At 45.2% G+C, this 24,655-nt stretch carries 17 protein-coding genes; 7 read left to right on the top strand and 10 right to left on the bottom strand.

Features of this window, described 5'->3' with window-relative positions; translation table 11 throughout:
- The first annotated feature begins 67 nt into the window (after positions 1-67).
- Positions 68-1,480 carry a phosphoglucomutase/phosphomannomutase family protein gene (locus tag AB4307_RS01895; protein ID WP_017072023.1) on the top strand — a complete coding sequence of 471 codons (1,413 nt, stop codon included), beginning with the start codon at positions 68-70 and terminating at the stop codon, positions 1,478-1,480.
- Between the two features lie 150 nt (positions 1,481-1,630).
- Here the strand turns inward: AB4307_RS01895 and AB4307_RS01890 are convergent, their stop codons facing one another.
- The 6 genes from AB4307_RS01890 to AB4307_RS01865 all read right to left on the bottom strand — a co-directional run bounded on the left by AB4307_RS01890 (position 1,631) and on the right by AB4307_RS01865 (position 8,040).
- The gene (locus tag AB4307_RS01890; protein ID WP_102394603.1) at positions 1,631-2,659 is read right to left on the bottom strand and encodes an ABC transporter ATP-binding protein; all 1,029 of its coding nucleotides are present in this window, start codon (positions 2,657-2,659) and stop codon (positions 1,631-1,633) included.
- Positions 2,659-4,284: an ABC transporter permease gene (locus tag AB4307_RS01885; RefSeq protein WP_017068890.1), complete on the bottom strand. Its 1,626-nt coding sequence runs from the start codon at positions 4,282-4,284 to the stop codon at positions 2,659-2,661. The genes AB4307_RS01890 and AB4307_RS01885 overlap by 1 nt, the downstream gene beginning before the upstream one ends.
- A gap of 244 nt (positions 4,285-4,528) precedes the next feature.
- A complete protein-coding gene (locus AB4307_RS01880) occupies positions 4,529-5,542 on the bottom strand; it encodes a Fe(3+) ABC transporter substrate-binding protein (protein ID WP_372103188.1) in 1,014 nt (337 codons plus the stop codon).
- 295 nt (positions 5,543-5,837) lie between these two features.
- Positions 5,838-7,067 carry an ammonium transporter AmtB gene (gene amtB, locus AB4307_RS01875; RefSeq protein WP_372103185.1) on the bottom strand — a complete coding sequence of 410 codons (1,230 nt, stop codon included), beginning with the start codon at positions 7,065-7,067 and terminating at the stop codon, positions 5,838-5,840.
- Positions 7,068-7,094: 27 nt separating this feature from the next.
- Positions 7,095-7,433, bottom strand: coding sequence for a P-II family nitrogen regulator (gene glnK, locus AB4307_RS01870; RefSeq protein ID WP_004738200.1), 339 nt, complete (start codon positions 7,431-7,433; stop codon positions 7,095-7,097).
- A gap of 238 nt (positions 7,434-7,671) precedes the next feature.
- Positions 7,672-8,040, bottom strand: a complete 369-nt coding sequence (locus tag AB4307_RS01865; protein ID WP_019824378.1) for a YacL family protein — start codon at positions 8,038-8,040, stop codon at positions 7,672-7,674.
- Between the two features lie 131 nt (positions 8,041-8,171).
- Between AB4307_RS01865 and AB4307_RS01860 the strand changes: the two genes are divergently transcribed.
- The 3 genes from AB4307_RS01860 to AB4307_RS01850 all read left to right on the top strand — a co-directional run bounded on the left by AB4307_RS01860 (position 8,172) and on the right by AB4307_RS01850 (position 11,869).
- Positions 8,172-9,326 (top strand): sugar diacid recognition domain-containing protein, encoded by a 1,155-nt coding sequence (locus tag AB4307_RS01860; RefSeq protein WP_017059422.1) that lies wholly within the window; start codon positions 8,172-8,174, stop codon positions 9,324-9,326.
- 127 nt (positions 9,327-9,453) lie between these two features.
- Positions 9,454-10,719: a GntP family permease gene (locus AB4307_RS01855; RefSeq protein ID WP_017059423.1), complete on the top strand. Its 1,266-nt coding sequence runs from the start codon at positions 9,454-9,456 to the stop codon at positions 10,717-10,719.
- Between the two features lie 16 nt (positions 10,720-10,735).
- Positions 10,736-11,869, top strand: coding sequence for a glycerate kinase (locus AB4307_RS01850; protein WP_372130932.1), 1,134 nt, complete (start codon positions 10,736-10,738; stop codon positions 11,867-11,869).
- 101 nt (positions 11,870-11,970) lie between these two features.
- Here the strand turns inward: AB4307_RS01850 and acnB are convergent, their stop codons facing one another.
- The 4 genes from acnB to hrpB all read right to left on the bottom strand — a co-directional run bounded on the left by acnB (position 11,971) and on the right by hrpB (position 22,098).
- Positions 11,971-14,559 (bottom strand): bifunctional aconitate hydratase 2/2-methylisocitrate dehydratase, encoded by a 2,589-nt coding sequence (acnB, locus tag AB4307_RS01845; protein ID WP_017072021.1) that lies wholly within the window; start codon positions 14,557-14,559, stop codon positions 11,971-11,973.
- A gap of 272 nt (positions 14,560-14,831) precedes the next feature.
- Positions 14,832-17,165, bottom strand: coding sequence for a patatin-like phospholipase family protein (locus AB4307_RS01840; protein ID WP_372130930.1), 2,334 nt, complete (start codon positions 17,163-17,165; stop codon positions 14,832-14,834).
- A 38-nt stretch (positions 17,166-17,203) separates the two neighbouring features.
- Positions 17,204-19,603, bottom strand: a complete 2,400-nt coding sequence (gene mrcB / locus AB4307_RS01835; RefSeq protein WP_372128462.1) for a penicillin-binding protein 1B — start codon at positions 19,601-19,603, stop codon at positions 17,204-17,206.
- Positions 19,600-22,098, bottom strand: coding sequence for an ATP-dependent helicase HrpB (hrpB, locus tag AB4307_RS01830; protein WP_372130928.1), 2,499 nt, complete (start codon positions 22,096-22,098; stop codon positions 19,600-19,602). The genes mrcB and hrpB overlap by 4 nt, the downstream gene beginning before the upstream one ends.
- A gap of 34 nt (positions 22,099-22,132) precedes the next feature.
- Between hrpB and sfsA the strand changes: the two genes are divergently transcribed.
- From sfsA to gluQRS, 3 genes are all read left to right on the top strand, one after another.
- Positions 22,133-22,858: a DNA/RNA nuclease SfsA gene (sfsA, locus tag AB4307_RS01825; RefSeq protein WP_017066814.1), complete on the top strand. Its 726-nt coding sequence runs from the start codon at positions 22,133-22,135 to the stop codon at positions 22,856-22,858.
- A gap of 135 nt (positions 22,859-22,993) precedes the next feature.
- Positions 22,994-23,440, top strand: coding sequence for an RNA polymerase-binding protein DksA (gene dksA / locus AB4307_RS01820; RefSeq protein ID WP_017059430.1), 447 nt, complete (start codon positions 22,994-22,996; stop codon positions 23,438-23,440).
- Between the two features lie 218 nt (positions 23,441-23,658).
- Complete coding sequence (gene gluQRS, locus AB4307_RS01815) at positions 23,659-24,534, top strand: tRNA glutamyl-Q(34) synthetase GluQRS (protein WP_372128460.1); 876 nt, start codon at positions 23,659-23,661, stop codon at positions 24,532-24,534.
- Positions 24,535-24,655: the final 121 nt, after the last annotated feature.

The following is a 24,655-nucleotide window of genomic DNA, read 5'->3' as shown; positions in this document are numbered from 1 at the left end:
ATTTAACGAACAGCTCTTGTCTCAAGTCTTTACGGGCTTGAGACAATGAGACTAAAAGGATTTTCTAATGATTAAATTTGGTACAGGTGGCTGGCGCGCTTTCATTGGTGAAGAGTTCACTAGAGAAAACGTCCGTTTGGTAGCGCAAGCGCTCGCTAACATCATTAACAACGAAGATGCAGCCAAGAATGGGTTTGTGATCGGCTATGACCGTCGTTTCCTTTCCGATAAAGCCGCATGTTGGTTTGCAGAAGTACTTGCGGCGAACAACATCAAAGTAAGCTTCATCGATAAGTTTGTTCCAACACCTATCGTGATGTTCCAAGCAAAAGAGATGGGATGCACCTACTCGGCGTGTATTACCGCCTCTCACAACCCAGCCGATTACAATGGCATCAAGGTATTCATTGAAGGTGGCCGTGATGCTGATGAGATCATCACAGAGAAGATCGAACAGCAAATCGCAACACTGACCAACGAAGATATTATTCGTGTCGATTTCGAGCAAGCGTTGAATGACAAAGAGATCGAAATCATCAACCCGATGAACGCCTTTGTTGATTCCATCATTAATGCCATCGATATTGAATCGATTAAGAAAGCGAATCTACGCGTGCTGATCGACCCAATGTTTGGTGTGGCGAAAAACGCTCTGCAAACGGTTCTTATCAACGGTCGTTGTGATGTCGACGTAATCAACGATGGTAAAAACCCAGACTTCGGTGGCCTAATGCCTTCTCCTAGCGCAGCAACGCTCTATCGCTTGAAGCACTTAGTTGCAGCAGAAGGCTATGACATTGGTATTGGTACTGATGGCGATGCCGACCGTTTGGGAATCATCGATGAGAAAGGTCACTTCATTCACCCTAACGAAGTACTACTCCTACTTTACTACTACTTGCTGGAATACAAAGGTTGGAAGGGCTCTGTCGTTCGTAACATCGCAACCACACATCTACTGGATAAAGTCGCGGCGGATCATGGTGAGAAGAGCTTTGAGGTTCCTGTAGGCTTTAAGCACATCAGCTCACAAATGGAGGCCGATGACTCTCTGATTGGCGGCGAAAGTTCGGGGGGTTTAACCATTCGTGGTCATATCAAAGGTAAGGATGGCGTATTTGCTTCAAGCTTACTGGTTGAGATGATCAGTGTGACAGGCAAGAAGCTGTCTGAATTACTTGATGAGATTTACTCTAAATATGGCTATGCCTACACCGCAGAAGGCGATTATAAGTTTAAACCTTCAGAGAAAGAAGCGCTCTACACTAAGATCTACGTCGAGAAGCAACTGCCTGAATTTGAATACGAAATTGAAAGAGTCAGCTATGAAGATGGTGCCAAGGTGTACTTCAAGAATGGCGGCTGGGTCATTGCTCGCTTCTCAGGAACAGAGCCGTTACTACGAATCTTCGCAGAAATGGAAGATAAAGACACTGCAGAACGTGTTCTTCAAAAAGTGAAAGACTTCCTCTCTCTATAGGCTTATAGAGTGCAGCAGTTTTGTATGGGACTTAACAAATCACTGCCTTGTTAAAGCCTATAAGTGAAGAACTCTTGCCCAGTACTTTGATTAAAGTGCTGGGCTTTTTTATCGCGATTCTTGTAACGATTAGTATCGCGTTATATCTCTTTAAAAAGCCAATACGCCTTTGGTATCGACTTTTACGTTGACCGGCATACCCACTTCAAGTGCTTCTGACGAGGTTGCTAATAACTTCTGACCATGCGCTTCGATTACATAACGACAGTGATCACCCATAAATTGCTGTTCTAGCACCGAAATAGCACTATCTTGCTCGTAACTTGCTTGGATATGCTGGGGCCTTAGCAGAAGCTCACATGTATTGCCGAACTCAATCTCCGTTTGCGGTTTGGCTTCAACCATACCCAAACTGGTTTCAAATTCATGCTCCGAAATACGCTGTGCCTTTAAGTAGCTACCGCCACCCAAGAAATCAGCAACGAACTTACTCGAAGGGTGGAAATACAACTCAGATGCCGAACCATACTGTTCAATCACACCATGGTTCATCACAGCCATCTTATCTGCAAAAGCAAATGCCTCTTCGCGACTGTGAGTCACAAAAATAGCGGTCACACCCTGCTTCTTAAAGATCTTACGAATTTGAGAAATCAGCTCATGACGAACTTGAGTGTCAATGTTCGAGAATGGTTCATCTAACAGCAGTAAGTCAGGCTTGTATGCCAAAGATCGGGCAATCGCAACACGCTGCTGTTGACCACCAGAAAGTTGATGCGGGTATCGTTCACCATACTCATCTAAATGAACCAACTCTAACATCTCTTGAACTTTCTCTTTCTTTTGCTGCTCTGAGAGTTCTTTTAGTCCAAAGCCAACGTTCTGGTTGACCGTCAAGTGCGGGAACAGAGCGTAGTCTTGGAAAATCATACCGATATTTCGTTGCTCCGGTGGCAACCAATTATCGCCATCATCAATGGTTTGACAGTTTAAACTCATTACGCCACTACTCAATGGAAGCAGGCCTGCAATCGCCTTAAGTAAGGTGGTTTTCCCGCAACCACTTGCACCAAGAAGACAAACAATTTCACCATGCTCAACTTCTAACGAGAGCGCTTCCAAGATGGTTTGCGACTCATACTTACAAGTCAGATCTTTAATTGATAATGCACAACTCATTAGTGTTTCTGCTCCAAAGAACGGTTTACGATGATCAGAGGAATTAAACCTACTAACACCAGTAATACAGCAGGCATCGCCGCCAATTCGAGGTGCTCATCTGAGGCATAGTTATAAACATAGGTCGCTAATGTTTCGAAGTTGAAAGGACGCAGCAGCAATGCCGCATTTAGCTCTTTCATTGATTCGATAAACACCAGTAAACCGGCGATCAGCGCGCCGCGTTTAATCAAAGGTAAATGAACACGACGTAACATCTGGTTGGTATTGCAACCCATGGTTTTAGAAGCCATATCCAATGAAGGAGATACTTTACTCAAGCTACTTTCAATACTGCCAATCGCCACTGCAGAAAAACGTACCACCATTGCAAAGATAAGCGCAAACATGGAACCAGAGAAAATCAGCCCCGGACGTCCCCACTCCATCACTTTGGCAATATCATTGACTAAGTGATCCATGAACAACACAGGCACCATCACACCAATCGCCAACACAGTGCCTGGAACAGCATAGCCCATCGAAGCAATACGCATGTAAGCCTGATTTTTCTTACTCGGGCTGACACGTTGATTAAAGTTCACAATCATCGCAATGATAACGCCAATAATCGCCGCGATTACTGACACATAAAGACTGTTAACAGCATACTCTCTGAATTCAGGCGTCCAACTTTGTGCAAAGTATTTGTAGGCATAGATCATCAACTGACCCAGAGGGAATAAGAATGCAACGCACACTAATCCCCAGCACCAAAACAGTGCCAACCACTTCTTCCAACCGGATAGGTCGTAACGAAAGTCTTCACGACTGCTGAATTGATTCTGGAACAGTTTCTGTTTACGACGACTGTAGCGCTCTGAACTCAACAGCAAGATCACGATAACTAGCATAATTGCCGATATTTTCGCAGCAGCCGTTAAACTTGAATAACCTAACCAGGTATCGTAAACCGCTGTCGTTAAAGTGTTGACTGCAAAGTAACTCACGGTACCAAAATCACCGATAGTTTCCATCGCAACAAGCGATAGACCTACCGCCATTGATGGGCGAACAAGTGGCAACGAGATACGACGAAAGCTTTCCCAAGGTGAGCATTTTAGCAACCGAGCGGATTGCAGTAAGGAGACGTTTTGCTCCATAAATGCGGCGCGGCACAGCAAGTAAACATAAGGATAGAGAACGAGAGACAGAACAATAATAGCACCAGATAAGGTTCTAATATCCGGGAACCAATACTCACCGGGTCCCCACCCAGTAAGATCTCGCAGTAGAACTTGAACAGGCCCAGCAAAGTCGAACCAATCGGTGAATATATACCCAACAATATAGCCTGGCATTGCTAATGGCAGTACTAGCGCCCATTGCAAAACCCGCTCTCCCGGAACACGGCACATTGCCATAATCCAAGCAGACGGAATACCAAAAACCAAAGACAGGAATAAGGTTCCCATGACTAAAACCACCGTATTGTAAGCATAGGTGGGCATTACTGTGGACATCAGATGAGAAAATAGCTCATCTGTTTCTCCAACAGCCGTCGTAAAAATCGCTAAGATCGGTAAAACCAGTAATACAGCAATAATGCCGCTACTGGTGTTCCATAAATAATTCTTTTCTTTCATCGCCTAACTACAAAGAGGCTTAATGAAACACAAATGCATTTGCAAATACATCTCATGTCCTTTTAATGGTGGGGTTATTTATACCCATATACTGTAATGACTTCAAGGTGAGATGCTAATAACTCAAGGGATCGACGGCGAGCTTTGTATCAAAAAGTGATTTTCCAAAACAAACAACCCCAAGTGACCGAAAATGGCGACTTGAGGTTGTCATTTTACTTGGGCCGAAGCCTACAGTAATAAATTAAAGATCGAACTTAACTTCGTCTAATAGTTTAATTGCTGCTGCGTGGTGGTCAGCAATTTGGTCTAGAGAAATTGTATCTGCTTTGAATTCACCCCATGAAGCAACAAGCTCAGAAGGTTTAACATCAGCTTTTACTGGGTATTCATAGTTCACTTCTGCATACATGCTTTGTGCTGTGTTACCCGATAGGAATTCCATTAGCTTAACGGCATTCTCTTCGTTTGGAGAGTATTTAGCCATTGCCATACCAGAGATATTCACGTGAGTACCCGTTGTCTCTTGGTTAGGGAAGTTAATGTAAACAGCGTCAGCCCAAGCTTTTTGCTCTTTATCATTAACCATCTTACCTAGGTAGTAGCTGTTACCAAGAGCAACATCACATAGACCTTCTTTAATCGCTTTAACTTGCGCGCGGTCGTTACCTTGAGGCTTACGTGCTAGGTTTGCTTTTACGCCTTCTAGCCATTCTTTCGTTTCAGCTTCACCTTTGTGAGCAATCATCGAAGATACTAGAGAAACATTGTATGGGTGCTTACCACTACGAGTACAGATTTTGCCTTTAAATTCAAGCTTAGTTAGATCTTCGTAAGTGAACTCTTCACCTAGACGACCAACACGGTCACGTGAAGAATAAACGCTACGTGTACGAGTTGTTAGAGCGAACCACTCGTTATCTGTATCTTGGTATTGAGCTGGGATGTTCTTTTCAAGTACATCGCTCTCTACAGATTGAACTAGACCTTGTTTAGTTAATTCAGATAGACGGCTGATATCTACAGTTAAGACAACGTCAGCTGGGCTGTATTCACCCTCTTGAGCTAACTTCTCTGCTAAACCTTTTTTAGCAAACTTAACGTTTACTTTAATACCAGTCTCTTTTGTGAACTCTTTGAACATTGGCTCAACAAGGAAAGGTTGACGGTAAGAGTATACGTTTACTTCTTCCGCAGCCATTGCTGTCGGGGCAATTACACCACACGCTAGAGCTGAAAGTGTTAGCAGTTTCTTCATTGTAAAATCCTTTATATCGAAATGATAATGTCTATCAGTTGCGTTATTATATTCATCATTAACATAATTACAATGACGACCAACAAAAAATCCGTCTACTCAGACCATTCAAACTCTCACTTTTGTAACAAACCATTTCAACTTTGTGTCTTGTCGTTCCCCTTAAACAATGAGCCTAACTTCAACGTTCGTGTTTATATATTGTGCAACCGTAAATACAACAAAGCCCCGCAACAAGAGTTGCGGGGCTTTCTTTGTCCAACCTAACCCATTCAGATTAGGCGACGACTGTTGATTATTTTACTGATACAAACTCAGGGTAAGCGCCGACACCACAATCGTGCATGTCCATACCTTCAAGTTCTTCATCTTCCGTTACTCGGATACCGATTGTTGCTTTAAGCACCGCCCATACTGCTAGGCTAGCACCGAATACCCATGCAAAGATGACTGCTGCACCCATTAGCTGAGCACCAAACGTTGCATCAGCGTTGCTTAGTGGCACAGCCATTAGACCGAAGAAACCACATACACCGTGTACAGAGATAGCACCTACTGGATCATCAATCTTAACTTTGTCTAGAGCGATGATGCTGAATACAACCAATGCACCAGATACCGAACCAATCGCTACAGCAAATAGAGGTGATGGTGATAGAGGGTCTGCAGTGATTGCTACTAGGCCAGCTAACGCGCCGTTAAGAATCATTGTTAGGTCTGCTTTACCCCAAGTTGTTTTACATACTAGTAGTGCTGCAATTGCGCCTGCTGCTGCTGCTGCGTTGGTGTTAAGGAAGATTTGACCTACTGCTGTTGCGTTCTCAAAATCCGAAACCATCAGTTGAGAACCGCCGTTGAAACCGAACCAACCGAACCAAAGGATAAATGTACCTAGCGTTGCAAGTGGCATGTTTGAACCAGGAATCGGGTAGATTTCACCGTTCTTACCGTATTTACCTTTACGAGCACCGAGTAGTAGAACACCAGCTAACGCTGCTGCTGCACCAGCCATGTGTACGATACCTGAACCTGCGAAGTCACTGAAACCCGCTTCTGATAGGAAACCACCGCCCCAAGTCCAATAACCTTCAACAGGGTAAATGAACGCTGTTAGTACTACAGAGAAGATTAGGAATGACCAAAGCTTCATACGCTCAGCAACCGCACCAGATACTACAGACATTGCTGTTGCAACGAATACTACCTGGAAGAAGAAGTCTGATTCTAGAGAGTGGTCTGCGCCTTCACCTTGTGTACCAATTAGAGTACCAAATGATGGCAACCAACCGCCTTCACCGTTGTCGACATACATGATGTTGTAACCAACCACTAAGAAAGCAGTACAAGCAATTGCGTACAAACAGATGTTCTTAGTTAAAATTTCTGTGGTGTTCTTTGAACGAACTAGGCCAGCTTCTAACATCGCGAAGCCTGCTGCCATCCACATTACCAACGCACCTGAAATGAGGAAGAAAAAAGTGTCTAGTGCGTAACGTAGTTCCGTTACTGTTGTTGTAAGTTCCATATTAAAGTCTCCAGTCCTTGTAATTCTTTAAAGTGCTTCAGCATCCATTTCACCAGTACGAATTCGTACGGCTTGGCTTAGGTCATACACAAAAATTTTGCCGTCGCCGATTTTTCCGGTGTGTGCCGCTTGGCTAATCGCTTCAACAACTCGGTCAACATTCTCAGCTTGGGTAGCAATCTCTAGCTTCACCTTTGGTAGGAAATCTACTTGGTACTCTGCACCACGATACAATTCAGTATGTCCCTTCTGACGACCAAAGCCTTTCACTTCAGAAACAGTCATACCTTCAATACCCACATCAGAGAGCGCTTCGCGTACATCGTCTAATTTGAATGGCTTAACAATGGCATTTATTAATTTCATATTCGTTCCTTAAATTCTTACTTAATCCGTTAATTCTCTTATTACAATCCAAGTAGCGTGCCAAAAAGTTAAGTGCTTGATTTTAAATAAGATGAAGATAATAAGGTCGTAATAACGAAAAAGACCGCACCAACATGGTGCAGCCTTTTCACTATCTTAATGCGCGATGCTCTTATTGCTCCAGTTTTGGGCAACGGAGCCTTCAAAGCTCTGAATGACTAACAAATAGGTCTTAGGACTAGTAACCTAAAAAATCCATCCAGCGTTCGATGAGCAGTTCGAAATCGTCGATTCCACAGCTTGCTTGGCTTTCACAGTTATAGAAGTCGAACTCACTGCCCTCTTCCATCTCTTGCTCATGCGCTAACACGTTTTCTTGAATCGTTACTTCGTCTTCATTAATCGCAAGGCTAATCTCTTTGCCAAGCAACGTCACTTCATTGCTCAAGTCCTGTCGAGATTGCTCAATCAACGCCATCACATGATCTAATTTTTGCTTATCTTTACCGATCTCTTCTTGAAGCCAACGGCCAACAATCTCATGGCCCATGCTGCATTTCACATAGTATTCACCCATTAGAGTGTTTCTAGTAAATTCAAACTCCATAACTCAACCTATACTGCATTAATACTCAAGCGATACTATTTCTGAGTATACCATTGTCTTGTCAGAAACGAGCGTATTGACGAATTTATCGTTACGATCCAACCTACACAGTCAATGAAGAGGAGGGCTCTATGCAGTTGAACGAAATGATTGCCAAACAAATTGTCGAACGAACCATGAAGATCATCCCACACTCGATTAATGTGATGGATAATAAAGGTCGCATTATTGGATCCAGTGATCCTACTCGCTTATACCAAAAACATGAAGGAGCGGTACTTGCCATCACCGAATCACGAGTCGTTAATATTGACGAAGCCACTGCCGAACACCTAAAAGGGGTTAAGCCTGGAGTTAATTTACCGATTCTATTTCAGGATAATGTCATTGGGGTGATTGGGGTTTCTGGGACACTGCAGCAAGTTCATCATTTTGGTGAGCTGGTGAAGATGACCGCTGAGCTTATTGTTGAACAAGCTGTACTTATGTCTCAAGTAGAATGGAATAAGAGGCATCGTGAAGAATTGGTATTGCAATTAATCCGAGGTAGCACGCTTAATGACATGCAACTGCAATCCATCGCACAGCGTCTGGATCTCGACCTTGCACAACCGCGGATTGCCGCCATCGTCAAGGTGTTACCGATAGGAGACACTGCGCCTTCATTGGAAAACTTACAGCAATTAGTACATTTACTTGAATATCCCGAGCGCGATAATTTAGTCGGTATCTTGTCTGTTTCACAAAACGAAGTGGTGGTACTCAAGCCTATAACCCTGATAGGGAACAGCTGGTCCAAGGATGCAGAAGCCAAGCGCGTGAAATTGCTACTCAAAAGAATAAAGAAAGAAGCTAAGTTTCAAATCAAGATTGCGCTTGGGGATTACTTTACCGGACTTTCTGGTTTAGCACGCTCATATGATACCGCTGAGCTCACTATGCGCAGTGTCGGTAACCGCCCCGGAGACATGTTTTTCTATCAAGACTATCGACTGCCGGCCATTATGAGTAGCCTGTTACAAGATCCATGGATTCGTGAGCAACTGGAGCAGTCTTACCTACATCTTCAACAACAGGACAGTAAAGGGATACTGATCAAAACTTTGAAGACATATTTAAAGCAGAACTGTGATTCAGCTCTCACCTGTAACGAACTACATATCCATCGCAATACGCTACGCTATCGAACAGACAAGATAAACCAAATAACATCATTAAATATCAACAATATAGACGATCTATTTCAACTCTACATTGCAATAAATCTATTCCACTGGTCGAGCTAAAAAATGTGCAACTGCACAATTTAAAAGGACCGATTTGAGCACTTATTTGTAGAGAATGACAAAGACTTACCAACCCTATATCTTTATATTTGCCGAAAATGACACATCGTTATCTGGGAAATAGAACATGATTGAAGTTTCAACTCTTGGCGCACTTTCAGCATTGATTGTTGCTATCGCGCTCATTCTTAAAAAAGTGCCACCCACCTACGGCATGATCATCGGTGCTTTGGTTGGCGGCGTGGTTGGCGGCGTTTCTCTCACCGAAACCGTTGAGTTAATGATAGGTGGTGCCCAAGGGATCGTCACTTCAGTGATGCGAATTCTCGCCGCTGGTGTGTTGGCCGGCGTACTAATTGAATCAGGGGCGGCTACCTCGATTGCAGAATCCATCATCAAAAAAGTAGGCGAAACTCGCGCCTTACTTGCTCTTGCCATTGCGACCATGATTTTAACCGCTGTTGGCGTTTTCGTTGATGTGGCCGTTATCACGGTTTCTCCTATTGCACTGGCTATTGCTCGCCGCGCAGACCTTTCTAAAACCGCGATCCTTTTAGCGATGGTGGGCGGCGGTAAAGCAGGTAATGTCATGTCGCCTAACCCAAATGCCATTGCGGCGGCTGATGCGTTCAATGTTCCGTTAACCTCTGTGATGGCTGCAGGCGTGATTCCGGGTCTATTTGGGCTGCTTTTCGCCTACTTCTTGGCAAAGCGCCTCGTCAATAAAGGTTCAAAAGTAGCGGAAAGTGAAGTGGTCAAAGCGGATCAAAGTTCACTGCCAAGCTTTTCTTCTTCAATCGTTGCACCGTTAGTGGCTATTGCCCTACTCGCGCTGCGACCACTCGCTGATATCAATGTTGATCCTCTAATTGCATTACCCTTGGGTGGATTGCTGGGTGCACTGGCTATGGGTCGCTTCAAACAAGCCAATAGCTTTGCGGTTTCAGGCTTGTCACGTATGGCACCGGTTGCTGTAATGCTACTGGGCACAGGAACCATTGCAGGCATCATTGCTAACTCAGGACTAAAAGCTGATCTGATTGAAGTGCTGACGATGTCTGGGCTGCCTTCTTACTTACTTGCTCCGTTTTCTGGCGCACTGATGGCACTATCAACCGCATCGACAACTGCCGGAACAGTAGTGGCATCGAATGTATTTGCCAGCACCATTCTTGAGCTAGGTGTTCCAGCTCTCGCAGGCGCAGCAATGATCCACTCTGGTGCGACAGTACTTGACCATATGCCACATGGTAGCTTCTTCCATGCCACGGGTGGTGCGGTACATATGAGTATTCATGAACGTCTAAAACTCATCCCTTATGAGTCAGCGGTCGGTCTTGTTATCGCCTTCGTCTCAGTAATGATCTTCGGTGTATTTGGTCTGTTTGTTTAAGTTTAAAGGTATCAAAATGAAAATTGTAATTGCTCCTGACTCATATAAAGAAAGCCTATCAGCAATGGGCGTTGCTCAAGCGATTGAAGATGGCTTTAAACAGCTAATACCAAACGCCGAATACGTAAAATTACCAATGGCTGATGGTGGTGAAGGCACAGTACAATCTCTGGTGGATGCGACCAATGGCTCTATCATCCAACATCCAGTGATTGGTCCATTAGGTGAAATTGTCGAAGGCTACTACGGTATGTTCGGTGACGGTAAAACTGCCATTATTGAAATGGCGGCCGCTTCCGGCCTAGATTTAGTCTCTCCAGAACAACGTAATCCACTAAAAACCACTACCTATGGTACGGGTGAGTTGATCAAAGCCGTATTAGATAAAGGTGTTGAGCATATTATTATTGGCATTGGTGGTAGTGCGACCAATGATGGTGGCTTAGGAATGGCTCAAGCGCTAGGCATTCGTATGCTAGATGCAGAGGGTCACGAGCTGGTGTTTGGTGGTGGTGAACTGTCAAAACTGACAACCATTGATCTCACCAACCTCGACCCACGCCTACAAAACGTACGCTTAGAGGTCGCTTGTGATGTCGATAATCCATTATGCGGACCAAAAGGGGCATCACAGGTATTCGGTCCGCAAAAAGGCGCAACACCAGAAATGGTTGAGCTGTTAGATGCTAACCTTGCTCATTATGCCAGTATCATGAAAAACCAGTTAGGCGTCGATGTCATTGATCTCCCTGGTGCTGGCGCGGCAGGCGGTCTAGGCGCGGCACTTGTTGGCCTGTTAAATGCGGAGCTTCGCCCTGGTATTAACATCGTAATGGACGCCGTCAATTTAGATGAAATAGTCTCAGATGCTGATCTTGTGATTACAGGAGAGGGGCGCATTGATAGCCAAACCATTCATGGCAAAACACCGATTGGTGTCGCTCGCACAGCCAAAAAACATAAACTGCCTGTCATCGGTATTGCCGGCTGTCTAGCCAGTGATTGTGGTGTGGTTCATGAGCATGGTATCGACGCGGTATTTGCGGTAGTGAACCGTTCAGTAGACTTGCCGACAGCTTTGGCTGAAGCGGCTGAAAATATTGAACTTACTGCTCGCAATGTTGCAGCAATGTATACGATTAAGCACTAATCGAGCTCTCTGTAAGCTAAAAGCAATTTTCGCTGTATGCTAAAAGCAATTAAGGCCGCTATTCACAGCGGCCTTAATTATATTTACAACAAAATCAGACGTTACGCAGGCTCTTGGAAGATAACCGTGTCTGCTTTTTCCGTGTACTGACCCATTTTATGGAAGTTCAGGTAACGGTATGTATCAGCAGCCGTTGCATTAATCTTCTCAGCGTACTCTAAGTACTCTTCTTTCGTTGGGATGCGACCTAGAATCGCGCCAACAGCAGAAAGCTCAGCAGAAGCCAGATAAACGTTCGCGCCATTACCTAAGCGGTTCGGGAAGTTACGCGTTGACGTCGACATAACCGTCGAAGCATCAGCAACACGAGCTTGGTTACCCATACATAGTGAACAGCCAGGAGTTTCGATACGTACCCCAGCACGACCGAAGATGCCGTAGTAGCCTTCTTCTGTCAGTTGGTCTTTATCCATCTTCGTTGGCGGAGCAACCCATAGGCGAGTGTTTAGAGAACCATTGAACTCTTCAAGCATCTTACCAGCGGCACGGAAGTGGCCGATGTTGGTCATACAAGAACCGATGAACACTTCTTGAATCTCTGTGCCTTGAACGTCAGATAGAAGACGAGCATCATCTGGATCGTTTGGTGCACATAGGATTGGTTGATCGATATCAGCAAGGTCAATCTCGATAACGTGCGCGTATTCCGCATCTGAATCAGCAGATAGCAACTCAGGGTTCTCTAGCCACTCTTCCATTGCTGTAATACGACGCTCAATCGTACGAACATCACCGTAACCTTCAGCGATCATCCACTTCAGCATCACGATGTTCGAGTTCAAGTACTCAGAGATAGACTCTTCAGAAAGCTTAACGGTACAACCTGCAGCAGAACGCTCAGCAGATGCATCAGAAAGCTCAAATGCTTGCTCAACAGATAAGTGCTCAACACCTTCAATTTCTAGTACACGACCAGAGAATTCGTTGATCTTACCGGCTTTCTCTACCGTTAGTAGGCCTTGCTTGATGCCGTAAAGAGGAATGGCATGTACTAGGTCACGTAGCGTGATACCCGGTTGCATTTCACCTTTAAAGCGAACCAAGATAGATTCAGGCATATCAAGAGGCATAACGCCTGTTGCTGCAGCAAATGCTACCAAGCCAGAACCCGCAGGGAATGAAATACCTAGAGGGAAACGAGTATGCGAGTCACCACCTGTACCTACAGTATCAGGAAGAAGCATACGGTTTAGCCATGAGTGGATAACGCCATCACCCGGACGAAGTGAAACACCCGCACGATTCATGATGAAATCAGGTAGCGTATGGTGAGTGTTTACATCAACAGGTTTCGGGTATGCCGATGTGTGACAGAAAGACTGCATTACAAGGTCTGCAGAGAAACCAAGACACGCCAGATCTTTAAGCTCATCACGAGTCATAGGACCGGTCGTATCTTGAGAACCCACTGTCGTCATTTTAGGTTCACAGTACTGACCAGCACGCACACCTTCAACGCCACATGCTTTACCAACCATCTTCTGAGCTAGCGTGTAGCCTTTATCAGATGCAGATGGATCGATTGGTTTAGCAAACAGATCCGTTTCAGCTAGACCTAGAGCGTCACGAGCACGACCCGTTAGACCACGACCGATGATCAGTGGAATACGGCCACCAGCACGCACTTCATCAAGAAGTACTTTGCTTAGCTCAAAGTTTGAGATCACAGAACCGTTCTTGTGAACAACACCTTCGTACGGGTAGATATCAATGATATCGCCCATGTTCATGTCTTGTACGTTCAGTTCAATGGGTAGTGCGCCTGAATCTTCCATTGTGTTGTAGAAGATTGGTGCAATTTTACCACCAAGACAAACACCGCCAGTACGCTTGTTTGGTACGAATGGGATATCTTCACCCATGAACCAAAGTACTGAGTTTGTTGCCGATTTACGTGAAGAACCTGTACCAACAACATCACCAACGTAAGCCAGTGGAATGCCATCTTTTTGCATTTCTTCAATTTGTTTGATTGGACCAACGCTACCCTGTTCATCAGGAGTAATGCCATCACGTTCCATCTTCAGCATCGCTTTCGCGTGTACTGGGATGTCAGGACGTGACCATGCATCAGGCGCTGGAGATAGGTCATCGGTGTTCGTTTCACCAGTGACTTTAAATACTTTTACTGTGATTTTTTCTGCTACTTTATCTTTCGCTGTAAACCATTCAGCATCAGCCCAAGATTGAAGTACTTGTTGTGCAGCAGCATTGCCAGCTTTCGCTTTCTCTTCTACGTCATAGAACGCATCGAACATCAGTAGAGTATGAGATAGCGCTTTAACAGCGATTGGAGCAAGCTCAGCATCGTCTAGTAGAGATACTAGAGATTCGATGTTGTAACCGCCTTGCATGGTACCAAGCAGTTCTGCAGCTTTTGCTTTGCTTACTAGTGGCGAAGCTACTTCACCTTTAGTGATAGCCGTAAGGAAGCCAGCTTTTACGTAAGCAGCTTCATCTACACCCGGTGGAATGCGATTTTCTAGTAGGTCAAGAATGATTTCTTCTTCACCTTGAGGTGGATTCTTCAGAAGTTCAACTAGGCCAGCTACCTGCTCAGCATCTAGTGGTTTTGGAACAACTCCTTCGGCAGCACGTTCTTCGACGTGTTTACGGTAGGCTTCAAGCACGACTTTTTTCCTCTCATTGCGGTTCACTTCTTCCCTTCATAATTGTTAGTAAAATAAAGAAGTGAACATCCTTGGAAACTTGGCTCTCCATTGCCATTTTTGTCATTCAATTTGTATTGATGAGCGGCGTCATAGAGGCCAAACTGTGGGCGGTAGAATAGCAAATTTAACGTTAAATTAAAATCTTATCATTTTGACCAACATAGCAAGTTAAGACGAAAGTCCCACTATTTTTGCCTAATTACGCACTTAAATGGCGACTCTGCGCATGATTATTTGTAGGACGTACCTACAATCAGATACACCGAATCGAAATTATCTTCGGTTCGGCCATAAGCTAAAATGATCGGCCCGATTGGAGAATCAACACCCGCGAAAACAGAACCCGCGGTGTACATTGGCGCTTCATCAATACTCAAATCATTGTTCGACCAAACACCACCATGCTCAATGGAAGCACCCACGTAGAATGGTGATTCAAAGAGGCCGAAGTCATTTTCAAACCACTTGTAACGATAGATAAGGCTGGTGTAAGCCAAGTTCTGGCCAATCATACTGTTCCTTGGAATACCTGACAGGTTTAAGAAGCCACCAAGCTCTTTAGGATCAATAGGGAAAATCGAATTTTTGCTCTCTACAATACCGTAATCGAGCTTTGCGACTAAAGTATGCTTCTCGATACTCTTTGCAGCCATTAAATTAGCCGAAAACTCATAGACCGTATCGCTCTCAGACGTCAACTCTGTTTCGTTAATCGAGCTATCATTCTGAAAGTCATCATGAGAAACAAGGTACTCTAAATCAACAAAATAACCTTCAGTTGGCAAGCTGAAGTTATCCAAAGTATCCAATCGATAATTGATAAATCCACCAATACGCTTGTAACCACCATTACCTAACGAAGGTAAAGAAGCCACCTCGACATCCCCATCAGTATAACGAGCACCAAATTTCAGCTCTTGCCACAAGGTAGGTTGATAGCCTAATGCTAATTCACCGACATACTCGCTATAAGTCATTGGAAAGTAGTCTTTCGTTACGTCCAGTGTCGGCTCTTCAATATCATCAATATCTACAGGTAGGTTTCTGTTTTCCTTGCTATAAGCAATCGATGCAGAAGTGAACAGTTTTTGACTCGAAAAGAAGGGCGAGTAAAGTTCCGCTTCAATTCGTTTGTCAGTACCCATCTCGACGTTAGTTCTTAGCTCTGCACCATGCTTATTAATATCGGTAAAGTTGGCTGAAACACCGATCGAGTACTGACTGGTAGTAGAGAAGTCATCTTCAAGAAAGAATCGAAAATTGAGGTAGTTTGGCCCCCAAGATTTTTCGTTCACATCGACTAGCAGTTGCTCCTCGCCATTCACTGTGTCAAATTCATAAGTCACCAACTCGAATCTATCTAGCGCATAGAGGTCTTGTACTTTAGATTCAATTTCACTGGTCTTCAGAACCTTACCTGAATCAAGGTTTAAACGGTTTTCGATCAGCTTATCGGAATAGTGGGTATTGTTATTAATAACGACTCGGTCAACGACGGTCTGATCGCCGTGTTTAAGCTGTCTGCGCGCTTTTTGTTTGTCCTCGATATAATACTGATAATCGGCATTTGAGAGCGATAGCTTAGAAAGTTCATCAGTATGCTGCTTAGCGACTTCATAGCCCGCGAGGAAAGCCGATGGCATTTTATCAAATTCTGTCGTCTCCATTTCCCCAACATCTGGGCGCAGGAAGACATCATCGTCTGTTAAAGTTTCAGCTTGCTCTTGGGTGCTGCGTTGAACAAGATAATTAGAGAGTTGGTCAGCTGCGGCTAGAAAATTCGTGAAATCATCTTTGCCTTTGTAGTTGGTACTGATATCCACCGCAATGACGATGTCTGCACCCATCGCTCTGGCTACGTCGACGGGCATGTTATTGGTGACACCACCATCAACCAGCATTCGACCATCGAGGTCATAAGGGGGAAGCGCGCCGGGAACTGACATACTCGCCATCATGGCATCAACAAGGTGGCCATGATCGATGACCACCTCTTCAAGTTCGATAATGTCAGTTGCGACTGAACGGTATGGGATAGCAAGATGGTCGAAAGAATCGAATGAGGATAGATTACCCGTGGTCTCACGCAGAATACGCAACATATTCTGGCCTTGCACCACCCCTTTCCTTGCTTTGATTTCGCCCCAACCTAAGCCGAGATCGGTGTTCAGTTGGTAGCGGTCTTCATATTCTTTGTCACGTACACGGCGATCACTACGGTTAACGCGATCACGATAACCGCGATTCCAATCAACCGTATAAATAAAGCTCTCGATCTCGTCTGCGCTCATCCCTGTCGCATAAAGACCACCAACGTATGAGCCCATACTGGTACCGGTAATGTAATCAACCGGGATTTGCATCTCTTCTAGAGCTTTAAGCACACCAATGTGAGCTGCACCTTTTGCCCCACCACCAGCAAGAACGACAGCAACGGTTGGCCTTTTATGAGCTTGTTCAGCCTGCTGAGATTGATCAATCTGTGTCGCGGTGGATGCAAACAGCTGAAAACTGATCACAGTACCGACAACACCTAAGCCACTCACTAACCAACGAGAAATCATTATTTTAACTGTCCTTGTCATTCTTTCTTGTTACGACTTTACCACTGAAAAAGCTTCTTTAGCCACTGTTTTGGTTGACTTTCACAGCCCTTTTTAATGTTTCCATCCTCATCCCAAAGTGGCAGTTTAACTGCACCATCACAATCAAACTCTAAAGCCCCTTCAGAAGTTCGAGTAAAGTTAGCGGTGACAATTCCTGTCGGCCAAGGCAGTAATAACTGCTCGGGTGTTCTCTGTTTGAGATAATCGGCATAAACACGTAACGCACCACTCGAACCAGTAAGCTTAGTCGACTTATTATCATCACGTCCTAGCCAGATGGTCGTCACTTCACGACCATCTACGCCCACGAACCAACTGTCTCGGCTGTCATTACTAGTGCCAGTTTTACCAGCTAACCCTGCCCATGCAAACTGACCTTGTAGGAAACGGCCCGTGCCTTCCGACACGCCACGTTTCATTGCATAGGTTGTAAGCCAAGCGGCTTGCTGGTCAACGCTTTGTGATACACGAGGGATCGACTGATACAGAACCTCGCCATCGTTATCAACAACTGAGCGAAGCGCAGACAAAGGTGCTATACGCCCAGAATTGGTAATGGTTTGATACATCTGCGCAACTTGGAACGGAGTCAGTGAGAACGAACCCAAAAACATCGACGGCACTGGGCGAATCTCATTTTTATCGACCCCCAGTTTTCCAATCGTATCCGAGACACTATCAATGCCTAATTGCATGCCTAAACGAACAGTAGGTACGTTGTAAGACTTAGAAAGCGCCACATACAAAGGCACATCGCCACGGAACTTACGATCGAAGTTTCTCGGGCTCCACACGCTACCTTTACTGCCTTTCAAGCTCAGTGGCGTGTCTTTCAATGTTGTCGCCAACGTGTACTTCTGAGGCTGCTCTAGTGCGGTTAAGTAAATTGCAGGCTTGACCAAAGAACCAATTGGGCGACTCGCGTTCAAGGCACGGTTAAAGCCATCGTAGCCAGTACGCTTACCACCGACCATCGCCCGGATTTCACCGGTATTTCTATCCACGGCAATAGCTGCTGCTTCCAGCTTATTACCTGCGGTTTTCGATAAATCAGGCACCTTACGAGCAATCGACTTCTCTAACTTGTCTTGAGATACCGGATCCAGAGAGGTAAAGACTCGAATCCCTTTTTTCGCCTCAAATCGATCGCCGACATACTTCTTAAGCTCAATGTTTACTTGTTGGAAATAAGCGGGCTGACGGCTAGCAATGCGTGGGTTGTCTTGAATATCCAAATCACGACTCGCCGCCTCTTCGTATTGTCGCGGAGTTAAGATGTCTTGTTGCATCAATAAGCGAAGAACCAGATCGCGTCGAGTCTTAGCACGCTCAGGATAGCGAACCGGATTGTAATACGACGGTCCTTTCACCATACCCACCAGCAGTGCTAGCTGATCGATGCGCAGCTCTTGAATAGGTTGACCAAAATACAAACGAGACGCTAAACCGAAGCCATGAATCGCTTGCCCACCATTCTGTCCAAGATAAACCTCATTTAAGTAAGCCTCTAGGATACGGTCTTTGCTGTAACGATGGTCTAAGATAAGTGCAATGTAGGCTTCACGAACCTTACGCCACAATGTACGTTCACTGGACAGGAACAGGTTTTTTGCCAACTGTTGTGTCAGCGTACTACCACCTTGTACCGTTCGCCCAGCTTTGACGTTAACGACCATTGCACGAGCGATGGCCAGTGGCGACACACCATCGTGTTGATAGAAGTTTCGGTCTTCGGTTGCCAGTAAGGCATCAACCATCACTTCTGGGAACTGATTGCGTTTTAAGAACAGGCGCTGCTCATCGTTACTTTTCTCAAGCATGCCAAGCATTTTCGGTTCAACACGCAGGTAGCCCATGTCGCCTTTCTTCTCCAGCGACTGAATGCGAGTTAATTCGTTACCATTGAAGTGCAGCATCACATGACGATCCGCTTCCGGTCCATCAACAAACTCGAACGGACGACGAATCATTTCAATCTTGGTCGAAGAAGAAGAGTATTCGCCTGGGTGACGAGGCGCGTTCACCTTACGGTAATTAAGTACATCGAGCTCATTCTTAACCTGAACCAAACTCACCGGAGTTCCCGGAGACAGGTCTAGCACTCGCGCATAAACCACGGTTGGCAAATCAAACAGCTGACCTTCAAAGCGCTGTTTGACCACAGAATCAAGATAAATACCGACGAACAACAGCAATGCCGCAAGCGCTAAGCCCGCTTTCCAAGAAATGCCCCATAGGATCTTCAACCAACCTCTTTTGCCAGATTTCTTAGCCTTAGGTTTGGTCTTTTTCGCAGCCGCTCTTGGTTTTCTTGGCTTGGCTTTGGTCGCTGGTGACTTCTTTGCTGGCGCTTTTTTAGGTGGTGCCTTTTTTGGCGTTAACATTTTGGTCATCATCGATTCAACTGTCGTTTGGTTTTAGTGGTTGCTACATGGTTAGCAGGGTCATCCGGCCAAGGATGTTTTGGGTAACGGCCTTTCATCTCTTTTTGTACTTCTTTGTACGCACCAGCCCAAAAGCCGGCTAAATCTTGAGTAATTTGCAGTGGTCGCTGTGCTGGAGAAAGGAGCTCAAGCACTACTTTTTTACGCCCTTGCGCGATCAATGGCGAGTCTTGTTCGCCAAAGACTTCCTGCATTCGCACTGAGATCACTGGTTCAGATTGATATTGATAACGAATGGCCTTCTTGCTGCCTGTTGGCATCAGATAGTGTGTTGGCAGCCATTGGTCGATTTCTTGATTCAAAGGCCAGCCAAGATAAGCCGACAATGCTTGCTCAATCGAAACACTAGCTAGCCCTTTTGCCGACTTAATGCCATTCAGATAGGGAGATAGCCACTCATCAAGGTGTTCAATCAAACTCGCATCGTCCATCGCTGGCCAATCATGCTCAGGCATCCAAAGTGCTGCACAGCGCACACGCTCAACCAACTGCTTAGCCGAAGCTGTCCAATTTAAGCGATCCAGCCCGCATCGAGCGACATAATTGAGCAGCGCTTGGCTCGCCTGATTCGCATCGGGATCAGGTAAAGCTTTGGTGCTGATAATCAACTTGCCCAGAGATACACGCTGCTCAGCAACTAAACGGCCACGTTTCTCATCCCAATCGGCGTAATCGGAACGCACAAACAGTTTTGGAAATTCAGCTTCTAACTGTGCGATATCAACCGCGGTGGCTAAGAAAATCTGACTGGCTCGCCCTGTGCTGCGCATCAAATCAATCACTACGATATAGTTACTGTTCGCCAGTGGATCATCATCACGAACCTCAGCACCGTGGCCATTCGCCAAAAGGAAAGCACTGCTGGTCGCGCTTCTCACTTGTGCAATCCGGTCTGGGAAGGCAAAACAAAGCACTAATGGTAGCAATGATTCGTCAGCTTGTGACAAATCTAAGTGATGATTGAGTTTGCTCGCGAGACTTTTCGCTCGCTGCATCACAACGCTATTTTTGGAATGTTTTCTTTGCTTAAGTCGATGCAAAGAGTGTTGAATATCCGTCACATTGCGCTCCGGCTCTTCCAGCAAAGCAGCAGCAACAATCGCGACATTCAACAGAGCAGGACTACCTTGCTGCGCTTTAACCAACATGCTGGCAATACGAGGCTCTAGACCTAAACGTTGGACCTGTTTTCCTAATGCCGTAAATTGACCATTATCGTCTAACAATTCAAGAGTCTGTAAGAGTTGCTTGGCTTGCCCGATAGAAGCTTTGGGTGGAACGTCTAACCATTGCAGTTCATCAGCACTCGCAGCGCCCCATTGCGTCAATTCAGACACCAGCGAAGAGAGATCCGAATGTAGAATTTCAGGCTCAGGTACAGCGGGTTGCTGCATTAACTGCGTTTCGCTGTACAAGCGAACACACAAGCCTTCTTCAATTCGCCCGGCGCGGCCTGCACGCTGCTCAGCGGAAGACTGCGAGATTTTCACTTGCTCAAGCTTGGTGATACCTGTTTTCAAATCAAACTTGGCGACTCGTTCAAGGCCAGAATCCACCACTAATCGAATACCTTCGATAGTCAAAGAAGTTTCAGCAATATTGGTGGCCAACACCACTTTGCGACGCCCTTTCTCAGATGGTGCTATCGCCTTCTGCTGTTGAGGAAAACTGAGTTGACCATACAAAGGGCACACATCGATATCGCTAGAGAGTTGTTCTAATTGCGACTCCACCTGCTTAATCGCAGACACGCCAGGCAAGAATGCTAGCAACGAACCGGATTCCTTCTCCATCAAAGAGCGAATCACGTTAGCCATTTTAGGGGCTAGATATTCATTTGCACTAAGAGGCTGATAACGGAAATCGACCGGAAAGGTGCGACCTTGTGATTCAACGTATTTGGCATCCGGTAGCAAAGTTTGTAGCGCTTGTTGATCTAAGGTTGCCGACATCACAACCACTTTTAGATCGTCACGCAGCGCGTCTTGGATCTCTAAGCTAAAAGCCAATGCGGTATCTGCGTGAATGCTGCGCTCATGAAATTCATCAAAGATCACCATATCAACCCCTGTCAATTCAGGGTCGGTTTGGATCATTCTTGTCATGATCCCTTCAGTAACAATCTCTAAGCGAGTCGTACTGCTGCTTTTAGATTCACCACGAACTCTAAAGCCAATGCTCTCTCCCACCTTTTCTCCCAATTGGCTCGCTAAGTAAGTAGCAATATTCCTTGCAGCCAAACGCCTCGGTTCAAGCATGATGATTTTGCCTTGAACGGCGTTGGTCTTAACTAACTGTAAAGGGAAGAATGTTGACTTACCCGCACCGGGAGCGGCCTTTAGAATAAGTTGAGTGTGTGTTTCTACGCCAGCGAGCAGATCTGGCATCACAGCTTCTATGGGCAGTTGTGGCAATGGGAGAACCTTGTGGTGTAATGTTGGCAACATTGTACATAAAAACCTACCTGTCTAAATAAGTAATATGCACTTCAATCCGCCATTAGAGCCAGCGACTCTTATTAAACGCTATAAACGCTTTCTCACTGACATCCAACTTCCAGACGGTAGCGAGCGCACTATCCACTGCGCTAACACTGGAGCGATGACAGGATGTGCGACTCCTGGCAATACGGTGTGGTACTCAACCTCCGATAATGCAAAGAGAAAGTACCCAAACAGCTGGGAGATCTCAGAAACAGACAAAGGTCATCGTATTTGTGTAAATACTGCGCGGGCAAACCAGCTAGCAGTGGAAGCAATTGAAAATGGGACTATAGTTGAACTCTTAGGTTATAACGCGTTACGAACCGAAGTGAAATATGGCAGTGAGAATAGTCGCATTGATATTCTGCTTGAAGATAACGAAAAGCCGCCTTGCTATATCGAAGTGAAAAGCGTCACTTTGCTCGACGAGCAAGAAACGTCAACTAAAGGGCAAGGTTTTTTCCCTGATGCGGTCACAACCAGAGGCCAAAAACATCTGCGTGAACTCACAGAAATGGTCGAATCTGGAAATAGAGCCGTACTTTTATTCACTGTTTTACATTCAGGTATTGAAAAAGTGTCTGCGGCACACCATATAGACGCCAAATATTCGTTATTACTAAAACAAGCACAAGACGCTGGAGTTGAAGTGCTTTGCTATAAAGCAGAGCTCAGCAGTACTCAAATACAACTAAAACAAGCTGTTGAATTTATCAATAGCTAAGCAAAGATGCTGAACTAATCACATTGATTGCAAGTTTGAATAAGAGTATTTGCCACCATTCGTTCTTTCTGCTATAGATACCCGCCTTAAAATTAGCTGCTTTGCAGTTGACTAGGTGTAAATAGGAGATGCTGTATGCCAGAATCTAAGAAAAAAGCGCTAGGCATCCTAGCCATCGCAGGTGTTGAACCGTACCAAGAGAAGCCAGGTGAAGAGTACATGTCACTTGAGCAAACGGAACATTTTACAAAAATTTTAGCAGCTTGGCGCAACCAGCTCAGGGAAGAAGTTGATCGTACTGTGCACCACATGCAGGACGAAGCAGCGAATTTCCCAGACCCAGTTGACCGTGCTTCTCAAGAAGAAGAATTCAGCTTAGAGTTACGTAACCGTGACCGTGAGCGTCGTCTTATCAAAAAAATTGAGAAGACATTAGACAAGATCGAAGAAGACGATTTCGGCTTCTGTGATTCTTGCGGTATCGAGATTGGCATTCGTCGCCTTGAAGCTCGTCCAACTGCTGATCTTTGTATTGACTGTAAAACACTTGCAGAGATCAAAGAAAAACAGATGCAAGGTTAATTCTTGCAGATGTAAAGAAAGGGAGCCTTGGCTCCCTTTTTTGTTTGTTATCCAAGCGAAGTATTTCACACGCTTGATAGTAAATAGCAGCTTTAAGCCTTAGTTCTATACATCAAACCTTGTTCTATAGATTGAAGCTTAGTTCTAGGCATTAAAGCTCTTGTCAAACGTCTTAAGAATCGGCTACTGCGGTACCATTTAGATTAGGTTGTTCACTCATGAATTATATCGGGCGCTTTGCACCATCACCGTCAGGTCCTCTTCATTTTGGCTCACTTGTTGCTGCTCTTGGTAGCTACTTTCAAGCGAAATCTAACCAAGGAAAATGGTTAGTTCGTATGGAAGACCTCGACCCGCCAAGAGAAATGGCCGGCGCTGCAGACCTCATTCTTAAGACGCTTGAGGCTTACCATCTATTTTGGGATGGTGAAGTCGTCTATCAAAGCCAACGTCATGACTTGTATCAAGCTCAAATCGATCAATGGGTTGCTGACAATCAAGCCTACTACTGCCAATGCACCCGCAAGCAGATAAAGGCTTTGGGCGGCTTTTACAATGGTCACTGTCGAGATGTAGGCCTAATCGATTCAGGTGAACAGGCGGTGCGCTTGTGCATGGACTTTCCAGTAGAGTCCTTTGATGATGTTCGCCACGGCACCATTCAAATCCCTAAAGCATTAGCTGCAGAAGATTTTATTATTAAACGCAGAGATGGATTGTTTGCCTATAACTTGGCCGTTGTTCTTGATGACATCGACCAAGGAGTAACAGAAGTCGTAAGAGGCGCAGACCTGATAGAACCAACAGGTCGACAAATCAGTTTGTATAAGACGCTCAAGCAAAAAACAGTGAGCTACTTGCACTTACCATTGGCAACCGATGGCTTGGGGAATAAACTGTCAAAACAGAACCATGCCACCGCGATAGATCTAGACAACCCAAAACCAACGTTACTCAACGCGATGCGATTCTTAGGTTTTGATATCCCGACGGCCCTTTATGAGGCTTCAATGGATGAGATTTTATTGTGGGGCTGCCAGCAATGGAACGTCAGTCAGTTACCTGATAGTTTACAAAAAGAGCACTGTAATTAGCTCGAAACTCACGGCAAATAGCAAAAACGACACATAAAAATGCCATAACCAACCACTGTGGTTAAGCAGACGATGTTCTCAAATGGCTCGCGCTAAGCTATTATTAGCCGCAATTAAACTC

It is taken from the genome of Vibrio sp. 10N.261.52.C2 (assembly GCF_041471425.1).
Taxonomy (GTDB): Bacteria; Pseudomonadota; Gammaproteobacteria; order Enterobacterales; family Vibrionaceae; genus Vibrio; species Vibrio crassostreae_C.
Note: the sequence above shows the minus strand (reverse complement) of the source record. Positions and strands in the feature narration are given on the sequence as shown.